This is a genomic window from Flavobacterium weaverense, from assembly GCF_003688495.1.
Classification (GTDB): Bacteria; Bacteroidota; Bacteroidia; order Flavobacteriales; family Flavobacteriaceae; genus Flavobacterium; species Flavobacterium weaverense.
The window spans coordinates 539,733-561,572 of the sequence record NZ_REFH01000007.1 but is presented as its reverse complement, the minus strand read 5'-3'; the positions used below and the strand labels follow the sequence as shown (position 1 = coordinate 561,572).

Below are 21,840 nucleotides of genomic sequence, written 5' to 3'. Positions count from 1 at the left end.
ACGATTTTTAATACTTTTGCTTGAAATTCACTTTCGAACAATAAATGATAATACAAAATAATAAAAACACAACAGCTTTAGTTCTAAAATGGATTCTCATTTGTACTTTGATAGGCATTTTTACTGGATCAGCATCTGCATTTTTTTTAGTAGCATTAGAGTTGGCAACTAAGTATCGAGAAGATAATAATTGGATTATTTGGCTGCTGCCAATAGGTGGTTTATTAATAGGATTGAGTTATCATTACTGGGGTAAATCAGTGGTAAAAGGAAACAATTTATTATTAGAAGAATACGAAAATCCACAGAAAATAATTCCGTTAAAAATGGCTCCTTTAGTGCTGTTTGGAACTTTATTCACGCATCTATTTGGAGGCTCTGCAGGTCGAGAGGGAACAGCTGTGCAAATGGGAGGCGCTATCGCTGATCAATTTACAAGAATTTTCAAACTTGATGATTCAGAAAGAAAAACAATTATAATTGTAGGGATCAGTGCCGGTTTCGCTTCGATTTTTGGAACGCCATTAGCTGGAGCAATATTCGCGTTAGAGCTTGTTATTTTTAGTAAGATCAGTTACAAAAGCATTCCGCTTTCTCTTTTAACTGCATACATTGCTTACTTCACAGTAGAGATTTGGCAAGTGAAACATACTGCTTACAGTATTCCTTTTGTTCCAGAATTTACTACAACAACATTGTTTTGGATCATCAACGTTAGTATATTATTTGGTCTAGCAGCGATGTTATTCTCAAGAAGTACACATATGTGGGGAACACTATTTTCAAAAACAATTGCCTATCCTCCGTTAAGACCTTTCGTGGGAGGAATTATTTTAGCTATTGCCTTTTATTACATTGGAACAACAAAATTTACAGGCCTAGGTGTTCCTATTATCGTTGACGCTTTTTCAACGGCAAACGCTCCTTATGATTTTTTACTTAAAATAGTATTCACTGGGTTTACTTTAGGAGCAGGATTTAAAGGCGGTGAGGTAACACCGTTGTTTTTTGTTGGGGCAACTTTAGGAAGTGCACTATCGCTTATCGTTCCATTACCTATTGCGTTTTTAGCCGGCTTAGGTTTTGTTGCTGTTTTTTCTGGAGCAACGCACACTCCCATCGCTTGCACGGTTATGGGAATGGAACTTTTTGGTATAGAAAGTGGGGTTTTCATTGCGATAGCTTGTACAGTGGCTTATTTTGCATCTGGATCAATGGGTATTTACAAAACACAAATAGTAAGGGGTCCAAAATACCATTTGTATGAAAAATTTAAAAGAAAAGGAACCGACCTTTTATAATAGGTAAAAATCATGTTAATGATTTCAAGATTAGCGTAAAAAAATGTATTTTCGCAACCTATGAAAATACAAGACATTCAAGCGATACAGTTGTTATTATCAACTACAAAAAAGATTGCAATAATCCCACACCGTGGTCCTGACGGAGATGCTATGGGCTCTACTCTAGCGTTATATCACTTTCTTTTAAAGAACAATCACATTCCAATAGTAGTTTCAGCTAATGAATTTCCAGATTTTTTATCTTGGATGCCAGGTTCTGAAACCGTCAAAATATTCGAAAAAGACAAAGAAAATTGCACTAAAATATTACAAGATGCTGAAGTTATTTTTACTTTAGATTTTAATGCTTTACACCGCACAGGTGAAATGGAACATGTTTTATCACAGCTTAAAGCTCCATTTGTAATGATTGATCATCATCAAAAACCAGATGATTATGCAGCAGTTACATACTCTGACACTTCGTTTGGATCCACTTGTGAAATGATATATAACTTCATCAATTTTCTTGGAAAAAAAGACCAAATTGATAAAACAATAGGAACTTGCATTTACACTGGAATATTAACTGATTCTGGTTCTTTCCGTTTCCCTAAAACAACAGGAAACACACATAGAATTGTTGCTGAACTAATTGATTTAGGAGTTGAAAATACGGAGATTCCCAGTTTATTATTTGACAACAGTGGCTATGATCGCTTACAGCTTTTGGGAAGAGCATTGCAAAACATGAAAGTAATAGAAGAACGTAAAACTTCTTATACAACTCTTACGCAAGAGGAATTAAACACTTTTCATTATGTAAAAGGAGATACTGAGGGCGTTGTTAATTATGGCTTGAGTATAAAAGGAATTCATTTTGCAGCTATTTTCATCGAAAATAAAGAAGAAAATATTATTAAAATTTCTTTCCGTTCCCAAGGCGATTTTGATGTAAATCAATTTGCTAGAGATCATTTTCACGGTGGTGGACATAAAAATGCTGCCGGCGGAAAATCAGAACTTACAATGGAAAAGACTATTGAAAAATTTGAAGATTTAGTTATGAAAATTAGCATCTAAAAACATGAAAAACTTAAAATTATTTACATCAATATTTCTTTTGCTTGTGCTAGTTTCTAGCTGTAAACAACCTCAAGAAGCGAGAAGACCAATTTCGCAAGCTTCGGGTAGTTTTATGAAGAAGTCAATTGTTAAGAATAAAAAATTAGTTGCTACAGAAGAAACTCAGATTCAAGCGCTGATAAAAAGTAATCCTGCTGTAAAATATAGTGCTTCTAAAAAAGGCTATTGGTATTCATACGATATACAAAACAAACTGGACTCTTTGACACCAAAAAAAGGAGATGTAGCTTTCTTTGATTACGAAATTAAAGATTTGAAAGGAACTATAATTTATTCTGAACTGGAATTAAGACCTCAAATATATTATGTAGATAAGCAAAATATTATAATGGGATTGAGAGACGGAATTAAACTAATGCGAAAAGGCGAAAAAGTCAATTTTATTTTCCCTTCTAATATGGGATATGGTTATCGCGGTGATCAAAAGAAAATTGGTATGAACCAACCTATTATTTGCACAGTAACACTTCGCGATTTTAAATCGGAAGTGCTGTATAAAAAAGAAAATACTTTAAAAGTAAAAACGCCAGCAGCTACTGCAACAGTTCAGGAAGAAAAACCAGTTTTAACAAAACCCAAAGACACTTTAAATTAATAAAATAAACTTAGAAATGAAAAAAAAGATCCTACTTCTACTAGTTGTAATAGCATCTCTTTACTCTTGTAAAGAAGACAATAGCAATCTTCCTGATGGTCTATATGCTAAAATTGAAACGAATAAAGGAGACATAATTGTAAAATTAGATTTCGAAAAAGCGCCAATTACAGTAGCAAACTATGTCACTTTAGCGGAAGGGAAAAACGACTTTATTACAAATGATAATCTTAAAAATAGACCGTTTTTTGATGGTTTAAAATTTCATAGAGTTATAAAAGATTTCATGATACAAACAGGAGATCCGCTTGGCACAGGATCAGGAGACACAGGATATAAGTTTAAAGATGAGTTCACAGATTTAAATTTTGATAACGCTGGTGTTTTGGCTATGGCCAATAATGGACCAACTACTAATAGTAGTCAATTTTTCATCACACATGTTCCAACGCCATGGCTTCAAGGAAAGCACACTATTTTTGGGCATGTTGTCGAAAATGGAATGGACAATGTAAATAAAATTGAGCAAGAAGATTATATTAAAAAGGTGACAATCATTAGAAATGGTGAAGCTGCTAAAAAATTTAATGCTGTAAAAATCTTCAATGACTATTTTTCAGTAGAATCAGAGAACCAAAAGAAAAAAGCTGCAATTGACGCAGAAAATAAAAAGGTTTATGACGAAAAATATAAAAATGTGAGAGAAGAAAAAATTGCTTACTTCGCTGACTTAAAATCTAAATCTACACGAACTCCTACCGGATTACAATATATTATTACAAAAAAAGGCGATGGTAAAAAACCAGCTAATGGAACTAATGTATTTATTCATTACGCAGGTTTCCTTGAAGATGGCGAGTTATTTGACGCAAGTATTGAAAGTGTTTCAAAAACTTTTGGTAAATATGACGAAAATAGAGCGATGCAAAACGGTTACCAACCTATTTCTTTTCAAGCTGGTAAAAAAGATGGCATGATTCCTGGATTCATTGAGGGGTTAGAGCATTTATCTTTTGGTGATAAGGCAGTAGTTTTTATTCCAGCTCGATTAGGTTATGGCGCTGCAGGTGCTGGAGGAGTTATTCCACCTAATTCTAATATCATTTTCGAGATAGAATTGTTAGAAAGTATGCCACAATAATATTTAAAAAGTTACAACTTAAATAAATTAGAAAATGAAATTTAAAATTCTGTTTTTATTGTTTTTAGGAGTGTTAAGCGTTCATTCGCAAACGATCAAGAAAACTGTTACTGCTAAAAAACCTGCGACTGCAGTAAAAGCAACTGTAAAAAAAGCAGTAGCGCCAATTGCTAGAACTGCCGTTGTAACTGAAGGAATTTTTGCAACTATATCAACAAATAAGGGTGACATTACTATTCAATTAGAATATCAGAAAGCTCCAATTACTGTAGCTAACTTTATAGCATTAGCAGAAGGTAACAACACATTTGTTAAAGATGAAAAATTAAAAGGAAAACCATTTTACGACGGTTTAAAATTTCACCGTGTAATAAATGACTTTATGATTCAAGGAGGAGATCCTTCTGGAAATGGATCTGGGGGACCTGGATACTCTTTTAAAGATGAATTTACAGATTTAAAACATAGTAGTGCTGGGATTCTATCTATGGCTAATTCTGGACCAACTACTAATGGAAGTCAGTTTTTTATAACGCATAAAGCAACACCATGGTTAGACGGAAAACACACTGTTTTTGGTCATGTAACTAAGGGGATGAATGTTGTAAACACAATTGTTAAAGACGACGTAATTACAAAAGTAATTATCTCTAAAAAAGGCGTTTTAGCCCAAAAATTTGATGCCGCTAAAGTATTTACTGATTATTTTAGTACAAAATCAGTAGAACAAATGAAGCAAGATTTAGCAGTTGCTGAAAGCAAAGCAAAACAAGCTGCTTTACAAGCAGAAGCTAAAAAAGAATATTTAGCAAAATACGGTCCCGTTGCAGTTGCAAAAGTTAAGTATTTAGCTGAAGTTAAATCTAGCGCAACTACAACTCCTTCAGGATTAATTTATAAGATAGTTAAAAAAGGAACTGATACTAAGCCTGCTGATAAAAGTACTTTCTTCTTCCACTATGCAGGATATTTTGAGGATGGAACATTATTTGACAGTAGTTACGAAGTTGTCTCTAAAGAATACGGAAAATTTGACGCTAACAGAGCGATGCAGAATGGATACCAAGCTTTTCCTTTTGAAGCAGGTAAAAAAGATGGAATGATTCCCGGATTTATAGAAGCACTATCTCTTATGTCTTACGGAGATAAAGTAGTAGCATTTCTTCCGTCTAGTTTAGCTTATGGCGAACGCGGAGCTGGAGACGTTATCCCACCAAATACAAACTTAGTATTCGAACTAGAAATGTTTGAAAAACAACCCGCTACAAAATAATAAATAATAGAATATTTAACGAAGAAACCCGATAGTTTGATAGCTATCGGGTTTCTTTATTTTATGCAATCTTGTTATTTCTTAGCAGGAAACTTCCAGTCGAATTCGTCTTTTTGATTTATGATTGCTCCTATTTCAAATTTGACAACTTCGTCGAACTCCGTTTGAAAAATGATCCAGTTTTCTTCATTAAAGTAATTTTCAAAAGTGTCAAATTCTTCTTGAGTGAACTTCGTAATTGATTTAGCAGTCAAATCTTTTTTGACATCACTGATTTTTCTATCAATAATTTTATTTCCAAAAAGTTCTAAATCCTTCCTTGAGGCTACAATATAACCTAATTTGAATTCTTCCTCAACATAGAAAGTTAATCTAACTTTCAATTTATTATAAGCAAAGATCACATTATCATCTTCGTCTTTATAATTTCTATCTGGTTTGCCATAAATAGCAATAACGTCATTTTCTTTCATACCGAAAATGAGCTTGTCAATTCCGTTCTTTGGATTTATTTTCATATTCTTTTATTTTATGCAAAGTTCGGGAAGATTTTTGCATTGTGTGCTATATTTTTTCTTTAATAATTTATTGACAACCGAAGAATCGATTAGAAGTAAAAGGAACACTTACTTGCGCGATTTCACGAGAAATTTTATAAAAGCAATTTTTTTCTAAGGTTCTCTTTAACTTCTAAAAACCATTCTTCTTTTAAAATACTTAGAATAATACTATCTCTTCTTATTCCGTTCTTTGCAGTTGGCATGTGACTTCTTAGCACACCTTCAACTTTACAACCTATACTAATCATTGCAGCAATACTCCTTTTGTTGGCATTATCAGCACGGAATTCAACCCGCTCCATCTGCATTTTTTCAAAAGCATATTGCAACAACAAAAATTTGCAATGTTTGTTGATGCCCGTACCTCTAAACTCTTTTCCGTACCAAGTGTATCCTAGCTGCAACGTTTTAAAAGGGATGTTAATATCATAGAAACGAGTGCTACCAGCATATTTTCCTTTCACTTTATCGAAAACAATAAAAGGAAATTGCATTTTATCTTCTCTTCCTTTCAAAGCATTTTGGATGTATTTTTCTAAGTTTTCCCTTCCCTCTGCACCAATTGGAGAATATTCCCAAATTTCAGGTTCGTTGATAGAAAACTCGATTAAATTTTCAACATCTGAAATCTTTAAAGATCTAAGTAAAAGTTTTTCGTCTTCAAGGATTAAATCTTGGCTAAAATCAAAATCCATATTATCTCTATTTTGTTAATGTAAAAAATTAATTCAAATATAATATTAAATACACATTTGTCTCTTATCGAAAATCCTGTTCTTTTTTAAAATTATCAACTGGATAAACTGCTAAGAATTTTGCTAATTACATTTAAGAATTCTGTAGGTACTCAACTGTAAAATTATTATTTTTTCATACATTAGATGCTTCAAAAAAATATTACTGACCATAATCAAACACTATGAAAATTAACCAATTACTCCTCCTCTATCTATCGTTTTTTGCTTCATTCGCTCTCTATTCTCAAAACGAGAAATCAAAAGAATTTAAAGTAGAATATGAAAAATTTACTTTAAATAATGGTTTGCAAGTCATTTTGCACGTTGATAAATCAGATCCAGTTGTAGCAGTAGCTTTAACAAGTCACGTAGGGTCAGCAAGAGAAAAAGTGGGAAGAACGGGATTTGCACATCTATTTGAACATTTACTATTTCTAGAATCAGAGAATTTAGGTAAAGGTGGATTAGATAAGATGAGTGCTCGTATTGGTGGCGAAGGGGCAAATGGTTCTACAAGCAGAGACAGGACTAATTATTTCCAAACAGTTCCTAAAGATGCTCTAGAGAAAATGATATGGGCGGAGGCAGACAAATTAGGCTACTTCATTAACACAGTTACTGAACCCGTTTTAGCGAAAGAGAAACAAGTCGTTAAAAATGAAAAAAGACAGAGCTATGACAACAAGCCGTACGGGCATACTTTTTCAGTAATATCTAAAAATTTATATCCTCAAACGCATCCATATAACTGGGATGTGATAGGATCTTTAGAAGATTTACAAAACGCAACGCTAGAAGATGTAAAAAGTTTTTATAATCGCTGGTATGTTCCAAACAACGTGACATTGACAATCGCTGGTGATTTTGATGTCAATCAAACTAAAATTTGGGTTGAAAAATACTTTGGCGAAATAAAAAGAGGTGGCGAAATTCCAAAAATGGAAAAACAAGCTGTTTCCTTAAAAGAAACTAAGAAATTCTATTACGAGGATAATTTTGCACGTTTACCGCAACTTACATTGACTTGGCCTTCTGTTTACGAATACCATCCTGATAGTTATGCATTGGAAGTTCTAGCATCTTATTTAGCTAAAGGTAAAAAGGCGCCGCTTTACAAATCTTTAGTTGAAGATAAAAAAATAACTGACGCAGTAGATCTTTACCAATATAATTCAGAAATCGCTGGACAATATATGTTGAGCGTGACAGCATTTGAAAAGGTAAATTTAAATGAGGTACTGAGTGGAATCGATCAAGCATTCAAAGACTTCGAACTAAAAGGAATTTCAGAAAAAGATTTAAGTAGAATCAAAGCGGGCCAAGAAACTGCCTTTTATACCAACTTGTCAAGTGTTTTAGGTAAGGGATTTCAATTAGCTCAATATGAAATTTTTGCGGGAGATCCAGGATTTATCGATCAAGATGTAAAAAATATTCTTGCCGTAACTACTAAGGACGTTATGCGAGTTTACGAGAAATATATTAAAGGAAAACATTTTATTGCGACAAGCTTCGTTCCAAAAGGTCAGTCAGATTTAGTTTTAAAAGGTTCAACATTAGCAACTGTAGTTGAAGAAAAAATTGTTGAGGGTAAAGAAGATGACTTTGACGCAAGTATTGCAGCAACATATCAAAAAACACCTTCAACATTTGACCGCTCGATCGAACCAGCTTACGGCGAAAGCCCAGATGTAAAACTTCCAACAGTATGGAAAAACAATTCAGCCTCTGGTTTGAAAGCAATAGGAATTGAAAATCATGAGGTTCCGCTAGTGCAATTTTTACTTCAAATAAAAGGCGGAATGCGTTTAGAAACGAAAGATAAAATAGGAGTTTCAACAATGTTAGCAGAGCTACTCACAAAAGGAACAAAAAATAAAACACCAGAGCAACTTGAAAACGCTATTGAAAGTCTTGGCGCAACAATTAGAGCTTACGCGACTGATGAAGGAATATTTATTGCTGGAAGTTCACTTGCAAAGAACTACAGCGCTACAATAGCATTAGTGGAGGAAATAGTATTACAACCACGATGGGATTTGAACGAATTTAATTTAATTAAGCAAAGTACTTTAAGCCAAATTCAACAGCAAAAAGCAGATCCTAATAGTATTGCCAGAAATGAGTTTAAAAAACTTATTTACGGTAAAGAGTCGATATTATCTCAAAATAGAATTGGTGATGAAAATACATTAGAAAATATATCTATAGCTGATCTAAAAAATTATTACGCGTTGAATAGTTCTCCATCAGTTTCAATTTTTCAAATTGTAGGTGCTGTATCTCAAAAAGAAGTTGAGCGATCTTTAGCTAGCTTAAATAAAAGTTGGAATTCTAAAAAAGTAATGCTTCCTCAAGTACCGGTTCCAGATGCGATAACACAATCAAAAATATACTTTTATGATGTTCCTGGCGCCAAGCAGTCAGTTATAAGAATTGGCTATCCTGCTCTATCAGCTACTGATAGTGACTTTTACAAAGCAGAAATCATGAATTATCGTTTAGGTGGTGGTGGTTTTGCCTCACAATTAACACAGCAGCTGCGTGAAGGTAAAGGATATACTTATGGAATTAATTCTTCTTTTTCAGGTTCTACTAACAAAGGGCCATTTGTAATTGGTAGCGGAGTACGATCTAACATAACTTTTGAAGCAGTTAGTTTAATCAAGGAAATAGTAAATAATTACGGTAAAAACTACAATGAAAATGATCTTGCAGTAACAAAAGGATATTTAATAAAAAGTAACGCAAGAGCCTTTGAAACATTAGGTGCTAAGCTTGGAATGTTATATGAAATTAGCAATTATAATTATGCTAACGATTACGCTAAACAACAAGAAGATATTGTAAAGAGCATTGAAATTAATGACGTTCAAAAACTTTCAGAAAAGTATTTAAATGCTGAGAAGATGATTTATTTAATAATTGGCGATGCCGAAACACAATTGAAGAAGTTAGAACAAATAGGATTTGGAAAACCTATACTTTTAAATGAATCAGTGGTGAAATAGAAATTCATTTTGGAAGATCTAGTTTGTGCTTTTTTTTCGATAAGATGGAAAGGCACAAATTTTCCCTTTATTTAAGTAATGTTTACACACTAATAGAATTTCAGTAAACTTGCACATCAAATAAAAAATCTAAGATTACAAATGATAATCTTGTTTATACTAAAATAGCTACTACCGAAATATCGATAGTAGCTATTTTAGTATTTAGACGAATTTCTTTTTTATAAAAGGCTTTTAATGAAATACTTAATTAACTATGAGCATTGTTAATCAGCCATTTCATCGTAACGTTGTGGCACTTGAGGATCGTAAAGCGGACATTTAAATTCCTCCATTATACTAACAAGACTATCCATAGTCTTTCCTTCCGTTCCATAGCAGTCAATTTTTATGCTCTGTGGCGTAGTCCGAATATGGAAAGCGCCAACTCCATCAGTGTTTTTCCAACTTCTATCATCTACTTTTTCCCATTTTGAGAATACAGAAGCTATTCTATTTAAAATGACTTGAACAGGAAGTTGTTCCAATCCATCAATTTCTAATTCCTCCTCACTTATAGCCTCATAGACTTCATGATGGTTTAAATAAACTTCGTCAATGTAATTCCAAAAAAGTAATTCGTACATTTTAAAATAGTTGAATATTGTGATTAGAAAGATTTAAAATTTATCTATCAGCAATAAATTAATTAATATTCGAAAGTTCCGTATTCGCTGGTAATCGTTAATTTTTTACTTTCTGATTCTAATACTCTACCAACGATTTGCGCATCAACATTAAATGACTTAGAGATGGCAATAATATCCTCAGCTATATTTTCTGGAACGTAAATTTCCATTCTATGTCCGCAATTAAAAACCTGATACATTTCTTTCCAATCCGTTTTGGATTGCTCTTGTATCAATTGAAATAAAGGTGGTACTGGAAATAAATTATCTTTTATGATATGTAAATTTTCTACAAAATGTAAAATTTTAGTTTGCGCTCCACCACTGCAATGAACCATTCCATGAATATCACTAGATGTATATTTATCTAAAATTTTCTTAATGATTGGAGCATACGTCCTTGTTGGAGAAAGAACAAGTTGTCCTGCGTCGATTGGAGAATTTTCAACTTTATCAGTCAATTTTACTTGGCCTGAATAAATTAAATCTTCTGGAACCGCTGCATCAAAGCTTTCAGGATATTTAGTTGCTAAATACTTCTCAAAAACATCATGTCTCGCTGATGTAAGTCCGTTACTACCCATTCCGCCATTATAACTCTTTTCGTATGTAGCCTGACCAAAAGAGGCCAATCCTACAATTACATCTCCAGCTTTAATATTAGCGTTGTCTATTACTTTACTACGTTTCATACGAGCAGTCACTGTGGAATCAACAATAATTGTTCTTACAATATCGCCCACATCTGCAGTTTCTCCACCAGTAGAGTGAATAGTAACTCCAAATGTATCCAACTCTTGAATTAGCTCTTCAGTTCCATTAATAATAGCCGAAAGAACTTCACCAGGAATTAGATTTTTATTTCTACCAATAGTTGATGAAAGTAAAATATTGTCGGTTGCACCAACACACAATAAATCATCAATATTCATAATTAATGCGTCTTGAGCAATTCCTTTCCAAACTGATATGTCGCCTGTTTCCCTCCAATACATATATGCTAAGGAGGATTTTGTTCCTGCACCATCTGCATGCATTATTAAGCAATAATCTTCATCACCAGTTAAATAATCTGGCACAATTTTACAGAACGCTTGTGGAAACAATCCTTTATCAATATTTTTTATAGCATTATGAACATCTTCTTTCGCTGCTGAAACACCGCGAAGCGCATATCTTTTTGAAGTATCTGAACTCATGTATTGTAGTTGTAAAGCCTTATTTTAGGCATGTAGTTGTTGGGCAAAGATAATTATTTTTTTGGGTTTTGCCTATGGTCTTTTAGGAAGACTTTACGTTGATTTCAAGCAAAAATAAAAGCTAAAAAAAATACCCGAACTGTATAGCAAGGGTATTTCGATTACAACATTTTAATATATTATTCCCAGTCAGGCATAAAATTACCGCTAAACAAAACTTCTCTTTTTAGAGCAGCATTTCCAGATATATACAATTCCATTTTTAAAATATTTTTTTCAGAAACTCCATCATTTGAGGTATTTACAAAAATAACCTCAGCTTCATTAGGAGAATAGCGCGCATCAAGGTCATTAGTACCTCCTATTTTTTCTGTTGTAATTTGAAGAGTCGCAGCTGTAATAAAATTGTATTCGAAAATTCTTGTATCTAGTTGTCGATAATTTGAACTTTCATACTCAGCAACATCTTTTGTATACAATAATTTTTTCCCTGTTATCGATAAGTTTAACCCACCAATAGCACCAGTTTGCTCAGGCAAAATAGTCGAAATAACAACACCGGATGAATTAATTACATAAATTTCAGCCTTGTAACCATTACTATCATTTACTTTAATTGCTATTTTCGTTCCATCACTACTCCAGTCACATTCCGATATAAATTTCCCGTTTGGAGTCTGAAATATTTTTCGTAAACCACTTCCATCACTACCAATTTCGTATAATTTATCAAAATTTGGATAAATGATTTTGTTTCCTGAACTATTCCACGAGAAACCGATGTAGTCTGGATTAAAACCGGCAATGGGAACTGAATTAGTAACCTTTGTTTTATTCGAACCATCAGAATTCATAATAAATATATGATTTTGAGCGCCGTTAGACTGAATAAAAGCAATCTTATCCGACTGGTTATTCTTTCTTGGTCTCCAACTATTATTTTCTAAACTTGTAATTTGATAGCTCGTTTTATCTTGGCTTGCAGCAAAAATCACATTGTTAGAATTTATCTTTTTAACTATGAGAAAACGTGTTGTTGGAAATGCGAGAGTAGAAAATGTAAAAACTTGACTCAAGACAGGTTTACTTTTAGAATCTGTAACAGATACTTGCCAGAAATATTTAGATCCGTATAATAGATTTGTCAGAACTAATTCTTTTACCTTAATGTCTGAAAATTTTGCGATTGTGGTATTTTTATCATTTCTAACAGTGATTTCGTAAGTAAGAATGTCATTGTTGGAATCTGTAGCATTCCACTCTAGCTTTGTACTTAAATTTTCCCCCAATGCATTATCTAATGGCGCGATAGCTAGTGGTGCAGATGGTGGTTGGTTTGCTCCTGTGTTCTTAGTTAATTCAAATACTACTTCACTATTTAAATTTTTATTAACTGTTACTGCTTCAAATTTAGAAAGATAACCATCCATTTGCGTTTGTAGAGAATACTCTCCAATTTTAATATTTTTGATAGTAAATTTTCCTTCAGCATCCGTAAAAACAGTACTCGACGTTGGACTTGAAAAAACTTTTACGTTTTCTAGAGGTACAAATGCATCTGCAGAAACAACTTTTCCAGTTATTGTTCCATATACTTCACTAGTACCATCAATCTTCTCTTCAGAACAAGAAGAAAAAATTAAAAATGCAACTAAAATAATGATTGAGTTTATATATTTCATCGATCTCTTTTTTTATAAAAATTACAACAACAACTATTTATTTTTCTTTTTACCTAAATAATAAGTAATTCCTAAACCAAATTTATAATAGTAATCATCTCTTTTCCCCGTCACTATGTAATCAATATTATCACTGAAATTAATATTATATTCTCCAAATAACTTTAAACCTACATTACTACCGATTAAGTATTCTAAACCACCTCCAAATTGAACTTTGCTGTGATTGTTTTCAAAATTTTTATTAAATCCATATCCTCCACCTGCATAGAAAAAGGGTGAAAGATTATCTTTAGGTAAAAGAAGCCACTCTAAATTCAAGTCCAGAGTTACATAGCCAGCATCTAAACTATTTTTATTCGCAAGTTTTAAAACATTTGTTGATGCTGAAATACTAAAGCTTTGCGACAATGCATATTTTAAAGCGCCTCTCGCAAATGGTCTTGCAAGTGGATTTGAATAATCTCCATCCATTAATGTGGTGCCAGCACCTATTTCAATTCCAAATTTATTTCTTCTTGACTCCAAAACTCTTCCATACATTTTTGAGTTATCTGCAACTTCATTTTCCTTATTGTATTTGTCGAGTAAAGCATCAACTTTTTCTTTTGGATCGTCTGTTATTAGAATTCCATCTTTTATACCTTCCAAAACAATAGACTCTACTGCTTTTTCTATAGCTTCACTAACCGCCATATGAATAGGTTCGTTAGTTGTATAACCTGTTTCTACTTCTAAAAGTCTTTTAAAATTAACGTAGCGAAATAAACTCTGGTCTACTGCTTGCGATAAAATAGTTTTAGAAATATAAACTGATTTTAGAATTTTCCCATTCGAGGTAGAAACCATTCTTAAATATACTGTTACTCTATCTTGACGATATTTTACTGACCCACCTGCACCAAAATATCGGGCGCCAAAACCACCAGTTATTATATTTGAATCATATGAAACAATTCCTCCTTCTAGAAGAACTCCTGCGTAAAGAAGCGGCGTTAATTGAGTGTCATTTGGATTAGTACTTTTAATATATTCTTGTCTAGTCGAGCGAATTAAATTTCTTTCCTGTAGTAAGTTGCCCACGTTCTCTCTTTCGATAGGGATAAACCACTTAGAATCTTCTAAAGCTTTAATTAAAATAGAAGTTGCGCCTTGTGTAACGGCAGTACTAAAACTACTTCCGTTCTCTTGAGGCTTATATTGTCCAGTTTGATCTCTAAATTTGTACACTCCTACTACAACTTGTTCTTTTGGTGTGGGTAAATTTTTTAGTAAAGAAGTAGCAGGCGTTCCCTCGCCTATTATTGCTTTTTCTATTCCGGTGGGCTGATTGTAAAAACCCGCACAACCTGATAAAGAAATCAATATGAATAAAGAAAAGTAGGTTTTAATTTTCATATTATTTATTTGGAATTATTATTTGAGTTTGCTCACCAGTTTTAGTATCAAGGATATTTAAGGATAATCCTTCCGAAGTTGGAAAGATATCGATCGAATAACTTCCGAAAGTGTAAGATCCTTCTGCTAAGCCGTCCGTTCCAAATTGTTGTTTATAAAGCAAACTTGATATTTGGCTTAGTAACTGTGCATTTAAGCTTTCTTTAAATTTTTGTAAGTCCGTTTTTTTCTCTGCTTCAATTAACTTATCTTTAAATTTATTTTGATTTTCAGCACTGCTCATTAACCACTGATAATTAAAAGTATCGCCTCCAAAGGCAGGATTCACAGGCTTATAAACAAAAGCTTGCGCTTTCATTGACACTGAACAAAAAAGTATAAATATTAAAAAATAAATGTATTTCATAATAGAAGTATAAATTTAATATTGTGTGAAATATTTACTTTGCTTTTCCTTTTCTTTGAAGTAGAAATAAGTGAACTTAACTGCTTCACTCGCTACTTCATCTAGAAACTCATCATCTGGTCGTGCCATAAATTCATAAATAACTTCATTATTTATTTCAATACTAAGCTTTATGTTTCGTCCATAACTAAATTCTTCTCCAATGGTAACGATATCATTTGCGTTAATATTAATGTCATTATATTTATAAAAATATTTATCATAAAAATCCTTCCCAACCTTAGTTTTAGTGTTATCAGTAACAATGCCTTTGATATTAAAACCTTCATCTGGTAAGCTAGGAACTACTTCTACTTTTTTTTTTCGGCATTAAAAACTAATCTCTCTTTGCTTACAATTTGTTTTTCTTCATTAAAAAAAAGTAGCATAATAATTACTTCGTCATCATCATTAATGTTTACCTGAGTTGTAGATAACTTTATTTTTTCAGATGGTTGTAATGTAAATAGTCCTTCCTGCGAATTATTAGATTTATTTGCATTTGTTGCAACACTATTCTTTATGACTGATAATTGGTATGACGCGCTTTTTAAACTATTCGTCAAATTTTCAGCTGTACCAGTAATTTTAATATTATTTTCAACCTTTTCTACCTCAATTTTAGCTTTTACTACATCTTGAGGCACACTATTTTGGGCAAATATGATTGTAGTTGCTAATAATAGTACTATTGAGAAATATCTATTTAGCATTTTCATATTTAGTTTAATTTATTTAAAATTATAACAGAGGCTCCAGTTCCAGTTTGCATAACTTTCATATCTTTTGAAATAGAATTAGTTCCTATACTTTTAATATTTTGATCGTTACCGTTTTGAATCATAGAAGTGTTAGTTTCATAATTTGTTTTATAGGAATAGTCATTAATTATATTCCTATTACCTTTCTGGCTTATCTCAGCCATTATGCTGCGTCCATCTTTAACCAAATTATATTCGTTGTTATTCCCTTCTTGATTCACGGAAATAGATGCTTTTTTTGAATTAATTTCTAATAACGTCACATTAAAATTTCCAATTTGTTGAATAGCAACGCCCGAATTTTTAATTTTAATAAAAGATTCTTTATTGTTGTTACTATTTCTAGAAGAGTTTAAAAAATTAAGCGCAGAATCTTGCTGCTCAAAAATGGAAGAATTATAATTTTTAAATGCGAAATTTTCCTCTGATTGCTGAGAAAAAGTAAGCTGCGTGAAAAATAAAAAAATCGCACTACTTAAGAAATAGGTATTTTTCATTTTATAATATTTTAGAATTAAAAAAAAATGAGATAGTCTTATTAAGACTATCTCATCTTAAAACTGTATTCCTAGGAAATTACATTCCGTTATTTTGAGTTACAGTAATAGAGTTGCTGTTTCCTTTAGAGAATGCAAGACTTTCATGTGACATTCCATTTTGAGTAACACTTGCATTGTTAAGATTACCAATTTGTAGCGTATTATCTAACAATTTAGTACCATTTTGAGTAGTCGTTGCAGTATTACCATCACCATATTGATAATGATTTGACTCATTTCCAGCTGCTGCTAAAGTTCCAGATGGTGAAGTTTGAGTTTGAAAAGAATGATTTTCTTTACCACCTTGGCTTGCATAAGCAGTATTGCTATCACCATTTTGTGTTTGGATCGCATCATTATTGAAATGTGGCGATACAGGAACTACAACTGCTGCTGCAAATGCTAACTGCGCTGCACTAAATTTAGAAGGAGATACTGGTTTTTCATTACCAGTTGTTCCTTGGTCAATAGTAGCTACGTTGCTTTTACCTGTTTGAATTTGTTTAGCCCAGTCAGAACCTTGAGTTGCATTTGGAGCTCCTGCTATTTGATCCTGCCAAATAGTCGCTTTATTCATGTCACCTGTTTGGATTTGGTAAGCTTCATTATCTTTATTACTTTGAGAGATAAAAGCATCATTGTTATTACCTTTTTGCATAACGTCAGCTAAATTCGACAAAGCATTAAATGAAGCAGGTTTAATTCCTTGATAAACTTGAGATTTATTGCTGTTTCCTAATTGATCAACATTAGACTTGTTAAGACCACCGTGTTGATTTACAATTGAAACATCTGAATTCCCAACTTGATTAACAGCTGAAATGTTACCTTGAGCAAATGATACTGCTCCTACAAATAGCATCGCGGAGATGCTTAAAATTACTTTTTTCATAATAAATATATTTAATTGGTTGTTAATACAAATTATTATGTAGGTTTTATAAAAAAGTACTGGGGAGGTCACTTCTTTAGAAATAATAACAAGACTTTTATTATAATAAAATGATCTTGTTTGATTATCTTATTTCAAATATAGAAAACATTTCAAAACGGATAAAATATAAATGTTTATTTTACAGCCTTTTGTAGAACTTTTCGACAAGATGTAGAATTATGTCGACAAAGTACACAAATGTTAAAATTTTAATGTAAGAATTTTAACATTAAATTAAAATTTAGACTTTGGACATAAAAAAAGAGGCACTAAAGCCTCTTTTTTATAATAAATTATTTACAATATTACTTTGTAAATAGTAATTCTCTATACTTTGTTAAAGTCCATATTTCGTTATCAACCAATAATTCTAGTTTATCACAATGTTTTCTAATAGTTTCAAAATAAGGTTTTACATTATTACAATATGCTTCTGCCATCTCTTGAGCATCGTTTAAAGTATTTGCTTTCTTTCTCTCATTAGTCATCGCTACCACATTTGAATTAATTCCTTCAATATGTTTAGAGATTTGCTTAATAAGAACAATTTGCTCCTTCCCGATTGTTTCAAATTCAGCTCCAAAAATATCTTTTAATCCTTTTACATTCGTGATTAACGTATTTTGATACTTAATAGCTGTAGGTATAACATGGTTTTTAGAAATATCTCCTAAAACTCTACCTTCAATCTGAATCTTTTTAGTGTATTCTTCTAGTTCAATTTCATATCTCGCTTCAACCTCAACATGGTTCATGATATTCAATTCAGAAAATAAATCTAAAGATTGTTTAGATACTCTTGCTTTTAGTGCCTCAGGAGTTGTTTTAAAATTACTCAGACCTCTTTTACCTGCTTCTATTTCCCACTCTTCGCTATATCCATCTCCTTCAAAAAGAATTTTTTTAGATTTTTTAATATACTCTCTTAATACATTAAAGATTGCATCATCTTTTTTCATGTCCTTAGATTCAATCAAAGCATCAACTTCTACTTTAAAGTCTCTTAATTGTTTCGCAACAATTGCATTCAAAGTAGTCATTGAATTAGAACAGTTAGCAGTAGAACCTACCGCTCTAAACTCAAATTTATTTCCTGTAAATGCAAATGGAGAGGTTCTATTTCTATCTGTATTATCTAAAAGAACGTCTGGGATTTTCCCTACTACGTTCAATTTTAAGTCTGTTTTTTCTTCTGGCGATAATTTACCAGGAGTTACACCTTCTAATTCATCTAAAACCTTCATCAATTGGCCACCAATAAATACAGAGATAATTGCAGGAGGTGCTTCATTAGCTCCCAATCTATGATCATTACCTGCAGAAGCAATAGCTGCTCTCAATAATGACTCATTATCATGCACTGCTTTAATTGTGTTAATGAAAAATGTCAAAAACTGTAAATTACTCATTGGAGTTTTACTTGGACTCAACAAGTTAATTCCAGTATCTGTAGCTAAAGACCAGTTATTGTGTTTCCCAGATCCGTTAACTCCTTTGAAGGGTTTTTCATGAAACAAAACTTTAAAATGGTGACGCTCTGCTACTTTTTGCATCACATCCATTAATAAACAGTTATGATCTACTGCAAGATTCATTTCTTCGAAAATTGGCGCTAACTCAAATTGATTAGGCGCTACTTCATTATGACGTGTTTTTACAGGAATACCTAGTAACATACATTCTTGTTCCAAATCTCTCATATACACAAGAGCACGAGTAGGAATAGAACCAAAATAATGATCGTCTAATTGCTGTCCTTTAGCAGAAGTATGTCCTAACAATGTTCTTCCAGTCATCATAAGATCAGGACGAGAATTTGCTAATGCACTATCAATCAAGAAATATTCTTGCTCCCATCCTAAAGTTACAGTTACTTTTTTTACATTTTTATCAAAATATTTACAAACTTCTGTCGCCGCTTCGTCGATAACAGTTAGCGCTCGTAAAAGTGGTGTTTTAAAATCTAAGGCTTCTCCTGTGTACGAAATAAAAACTGTTGGGATACATAAAGTAGTTCCAAAAATAAACGCTGGAGATGTTGGATCCCAAGCCGTGTATCCTCTTGCTTCAAATGTATTTCTAATTCCTCCGTTTGGAAAACTAGAAGCATCTGGTTCTTGTTGAACTAACTGCGCTCCGCCTAATTTTTCAACTGGGTCGCTTCCATCCATAGATGTTTCAAAGAAAGCATCATGCTTCTCTGCAGTTATACCAGTAAGTGGTTGAAACCAGTGTGTATAATGCGTTACTCCTTTAGAAAGTGCCCATTCTTTCATTCCTAATGCAATATAATCAGCTAACTTTCTATCAATTTTAGTTCCGTGCTGAACAGCTCCTTGAACTCCTTTATAAGCATCTGAAGTTAAATACTGCTTCATTGACTTATCATTAAAAACATTTGCACCAAATAAGTTAGATTTTCTATCTGATTCTTCAAATATAACTGGCTTTCTTGTGGAAGCTTCTCTTAAAGCTTGGAAACGTAATGTTGACATAAAATTGATTTAATTTAGTTAGACCCCTACTAATCTCATGCAAATATAATTTATTTGTCACTTTTACAGCAAGCAACCCCCATTTTTTTTACGTTTTGAAGTAAATTTTTATATAATGCCAATAAAAATCTAGCATTAATATAGCTTCTGTAATAGATAAAAGCATCATTTTATAAAGCATTAGCTTAAAAAGAGATAAAATTATGTGAACGATAGCTTTTAGGTAAAATATCTAACCAACATATAAAACCAAAAAGTATCTTTACAAAAAAAAAAAATTACCTAAATACTTTAAATTATGATTGTCTGGATTCTTTTTTTAATCGCTGTTTTAATATTTCTAGCACTTGATTTAGGTGTTTTCAATAAAACACCACATATCATTAGTACAAAAGAAGCAGGAAAGTGGACTGCTATATGGGTAACATTGTCATTTATGTTCTCTGGAGTTATTTACTGGCTTTACAGTACGAACTATATAGCAAATCCTGATGGATTACAACCTGCAACTGCAGCGATAAAGTTTATTACAGGTTATCTTATTGAACTATCACTAAGTATTGATAACATTTTTGTCATTGCGATAATATTTGCTGCTTTTAAAATACCGCAAAAATATCAGCATCGTGTTTTGTTTTGGGGAATATTAGGTGCGATAATATTTAGAGGTCTTATGATATTTTTTGGCGTTATGCTGATCAATAAATTCTCTTGGATGACTTATATATTTGGAGCATTTCTAATCTACACAGCTATGAAAATGTTATTTAGCGGTGACGACGACCAATTTGAACCTAAAAAATCATTCGTTTATAAAATGCTTAAAAAGATTGTTCCAATATCAAACCATATTGACAAAGAACATTTTTTTGTAAAAAGAAGGCATATTACCGCCGCAACACCATTATTTGTAGCGCTTGTAGTTATTGAGGTGATGGATGTCGTTTTTGCAATTGATAGTGTCCCAGCTATTCTTGCAATTACAAATGATCCATTTCTTGTTTTCAGTTCGAATATTTTTGCAATCTTAGGATTGAGGTCTATGTACTTTTTCCTCGCTAATATGCTTGCTAAATTTAGTTATTTAGAATACAGTCTTATCGCTATTTTAAGCTTTGTGGGAGTCAAAATGCTACTACACGATTTCATTAAACTACCAGAATGGGTTTCTTTAGCTTTTATAGCAGTTTCACTTATTCTTGGAATTGTAATCTCACTGAGAAAAAGCAGTAAAGAAGCACTTTAAATATTTATAAATGATCGTAAACAAAAAAAGGGAAATCAAATGATTTCCCTTTTTTTGTTAAAGTAGAACTTACAAGCTTATCTTTTTAACTTCGCTTTTGCTAACTTTTAAAGCGGACATAACGGAATCAATATTATTTTTATTGACTGTTTTAGCAAATCCATCAGGTATAATTACTAATCTGAAAGTTTGATTTTGAGTCCAGCTAGAAGCTAAAGTGTTTAAATTAAAATTAGCTGAAAGAGATATTTTAGCATTGAATCTTGTAAAGTCATAATTGTAATCAAGCGCTCCTCCATCATTAAAATAGTATGTCTGAGGCATTAATTTCCAAACGTCTTGCCCGTTTACAACTTCATATAAATGATACATTAAAACAGAATCGTTAGCGTAAATTGGCGGATCAAATACAACCAACTTAGTATAATTATTATTAGAATTAAATGACGCTGTAACTTCAAACACTTCTGTTCTAGGATTATTACTTACTGGCGAATCATAAACTTCTGTTACTTCACAACTTTGTAGTGTCATCATCCCGATGAAAGCTAACAACAAGGTAATTTTTTTCATAATTTGTGGTTTTTATATTTTTTCTAAAAAACTATATCCACTAATTGTGCCAAAGTTACTATTGTATACTAAAGCAATAGTACGAATGATCAAATAATCAACAAAATAAAACTATAAACTACTAGTAAACAATAGAATAATGATACTAAAAAAT

At 32.2% G+C, this 21,840-nt stretch carries 20 protein-coding genes; 7 read left to right on the top strand and 13 right to left on the bottom strand.

Annotation, left to right across the window (positions count from 1 at the left end):
* Positions 1-44 precede the first annotated feature (44 nt).
* The 5 genes from BC961_RS02485 to BC961_RS02465 are packed head-to-tail and all read left to right on the top strand — an operon-like array spanning position 45 to position 5,438.
* A complete protein-coding gene (locus tag BC961_RS02485; protein WP_121924265.1) occupies positions 45-1,301 on the top strand; it encodes a voltage-gated chloride channel family protein in 1,257 nt (418 codons plus the stop codon).
* Positions 1,302-1,361: 60 nt separating this feature from the next.
* Positions 1,362-2,366 (top strand): DHH family phosphoesterase, encoded by a 1,005-nt coding sequence (locus tag BC961_RS02480; protein ID WP_121924264.1) that lies wholly within the window; start codon positions 1,362-1,364, stop codon positions 2,364-2,366.
* A 4-nt stretch (positions 2,367-2,370) separates the two neighbouring features.
* Entirely contained in the window at positions 2,371-3,024 is a 654-nt protein-coding gene (gene gldI, locus BC961_RS02475; protein WP_121924263.1) for a gliding motility-associated peptidyl-prolyl isomerase GldI, read from the top strand.
* A 16-nt stretch (positions 3,025-3,040) separates the two neighbouring features.
* The gene (locus BC961_RS02470; RefSeq protein WP_121924262.1) at positions 3,041-4,165 is read left to right on the top strand and encodes a peptidylprolyl isomerase; all 1,125 of its coding nucleotides are present in this window, start codon (positions 3,041-3,043) and stop codon (positions 4,163-4,165) included.
* 34 nt (positions 4,166-4,199) lie between these two features.
* Positions 4,200-5,438: a peptidylprolyl isomerase gene (locus BC961_RS02465; protein WP_121924261.1), complete on the top strand. Its 1,239-nt coding sequence runs from the start codon at positions 4,200-4,202 to the stop codon at positions 5,436-5,438.
* A 74-nt stretch (positions 5,439-5,512) separates the two neighbouring features.
* Here BC961_RS02465 and BC961_RS02460 read toward each other — a convergent pair whose 3' ends face one another.
* Positions 5,513-5,956 carry a hypothetical protein gene (locus BC961_RS02460; RefSeq protein ID WP_121924260.1) on the bottom strand — a complete coding sequence of 148 codons (444 nt, stop codon included), beginning with the start codon at positions 5,954-5,956 and terminating at the stop codon, positions 5,513-5,515.
* Positions 5,957-6,090: 134 nt separating this feature from the next.
* Positions 6,091-6,693 carry a GNAT family N-acetyltransferase gene (locus tag BC961_RS02455; protein ID WP_121924259.1) on the bottom strand — a complete coding sequence of 201 codons (603 nt, stop codon included), beginning with the start codon at positions 6,691-6,693 and terminating at the stop codon, positions 6,091-6,093.
* A 224-nt stretch (positions 6,694-6,917) separates the two neighbouring features.
* On the opposite strand from BC961_RS02455, the gene BC961_RS02450 reads away from it, so the two are divergent.
* Positions 6,918-9,746: a M16 family metallopeptidase gene (locus BC961_RS02450; protein ID WP_121924258.1), complete on the top strand. Its 2,829-nt coding sequence runs from the start codon at positions 6,918-6,920 to the stop codon at positions 9,744-9,746.
* 266 nt (positions 9,747-10,012) lie between these two features.
* Here the strand turns inward: BC961_RS02450 and BC961_RS02445 are convergent, their stop codons facing one another.
* The 10 genes from BC961_RS02445 to BC961_RS02400 form a co-directional block, all read right to left on the bottom strand.
* Complete coding sequence (locus BC961_RS02445) at positions 10,013-10,372, bottom strand: hypothetical protein (protein WP_121924257.1); 360 nt, start codon at positions 10,370-10,372, stop codon at positions 10,013-10,015.
* A gap of 62 nt (positions 10,373-10,434) precedes the next feature.
* Positions 10,435-11,613 (bottom strand): AIR synthase related protein, encoded by a 1,179-nt coding sequence (locus BC961_RS02440; RefSeq protein ID WP_121924256.1) that lies wholly within the window; start codon positions 11,611-11,613, stop codon positions 10,435-10,437.
* Between the two features lie 179 nt (positions 11,614-11,792).
* A complete protein-coding gene (locus BC961_RS02435; RefSeq protein ID WP_121924255.1) occupies positions 11,793-13,295 on the bottom strand; it encodes a carboxypeptidase-like regulatory domain-containing protein in 1,503 nt (500 codons plus the stop codon).
* Between the two features lie 33 nt (positions 13,296-13,328).
* On the bottom strand, positions 13,329-14,693 hold the full coding sequence (locus BC961_RS02430; RefSeq protein ID WP_121924254.1) for a CsgG/HfaB family protein: 1,365 nt from the start codon (positions 14,691-14,693) through the stop codon (positions 13,329-13,331).
* A gap of 1 nt (position 14,694) precedes the next feature.
* On the bottom strand, positions 14,695-15,099 hold the full coding sequence (locus tag BC961_RS02425; protein WP_121924253.1) for a curli production assembly/transport component CsgF: 405 nt from the start codon (positions 15,097-15,099) through the stop codon (positions 14,695-14,697).
* A gap of 15 nt (positions 15,100-15,114) precedes the next feature.
* Entirely contained in the window at positions 15,115-15,405 is a 291-nt protein-coding gene (locus BC961_RS02420) for a curli production assembly/transport protein CsgE (protein WP_245980795.1), read from the bottom strand.
* Between the two features lie 44 nt (positions 15,406-15,449).
* Positions 15,450-15,857 carry a hypothetical protein gene (locus BC961_RS02415; protein ID WP_121924251.1) on the bottom strand — a complete coding sequence of 136 codons (408 nt, stop codon included), beginning with the start codon at positions 15,855-15,857 and terminating at the stop codon, positions 15,450-15,452.
* 2 nt (positions 15,858-15,859) lie between these two features.
* On the bottom strand, positions 15,860-16,396 hold the full coding sequence (locus BC961_RS02410) for a hypothetical protein (RefSeq protein WP_121924250.1): 537 nt from the start codon (positions 16,394-16,396) through the stop codon (positions 15,860-15,862).
* Between the two features lie 79 nt (positions 16,397-16,475).
* Positions 16,476-17,330: a hypothetical protein gene (locus BC961_RS02405; RefSeq protein WP_121924249.1), complete on the bottom strand. Its 855-nt coding sequence runs from the start codon at positions 17,328-17,330 to the stop codon at positions 16,476-16,478.
* A gap of 347 nt (positions 17,331-17,677) precedes the next feature.
* On the bottom strand, positions 17,678-19,867 hold the full coding sequence (locus BC961_RS02400; protein ID WP_121924248.1) for a glutamine synthetase III family protein: 2,190 nt from the start codon (positions 19,865-19,867) through the stop codon (positions 17,678-17,680).
* Positions 19,868-20,165: 298 nt separating this feature from the next.
* On the opposite strand from BC961_RS02400, the gene BC961_RS02395 reads away from it, so the two are divergent.
* Positions 20,166-21,113 (top strand): TerC family protein, encoded by a 948-nt coding sequence (locus BC961_RS02395; protein WP_121924247.1) that lies wholly within the window; start codon positions 20,166-20,168, stop codon positions 21,111-21,113.
* 69 nt (positions 21,114-21,182) lie between these two features.
* Here the strand turns inward: BC961_RS02395 and BC961_RS02390 are convergent, their stop codons facing one another.
* Positions 21,183-21,686: a hypothetical protein gene (locus BC961_RS02390; protein WP_121924246.1), complete on the bottom strand. Its 504-nt coding sequence runs from the start codon at positions 21,684-21,686 to the stop codon at positions 21,183-21,185.
* Positions 21,687-21,840: the final 154 nt, after the last annotated feature.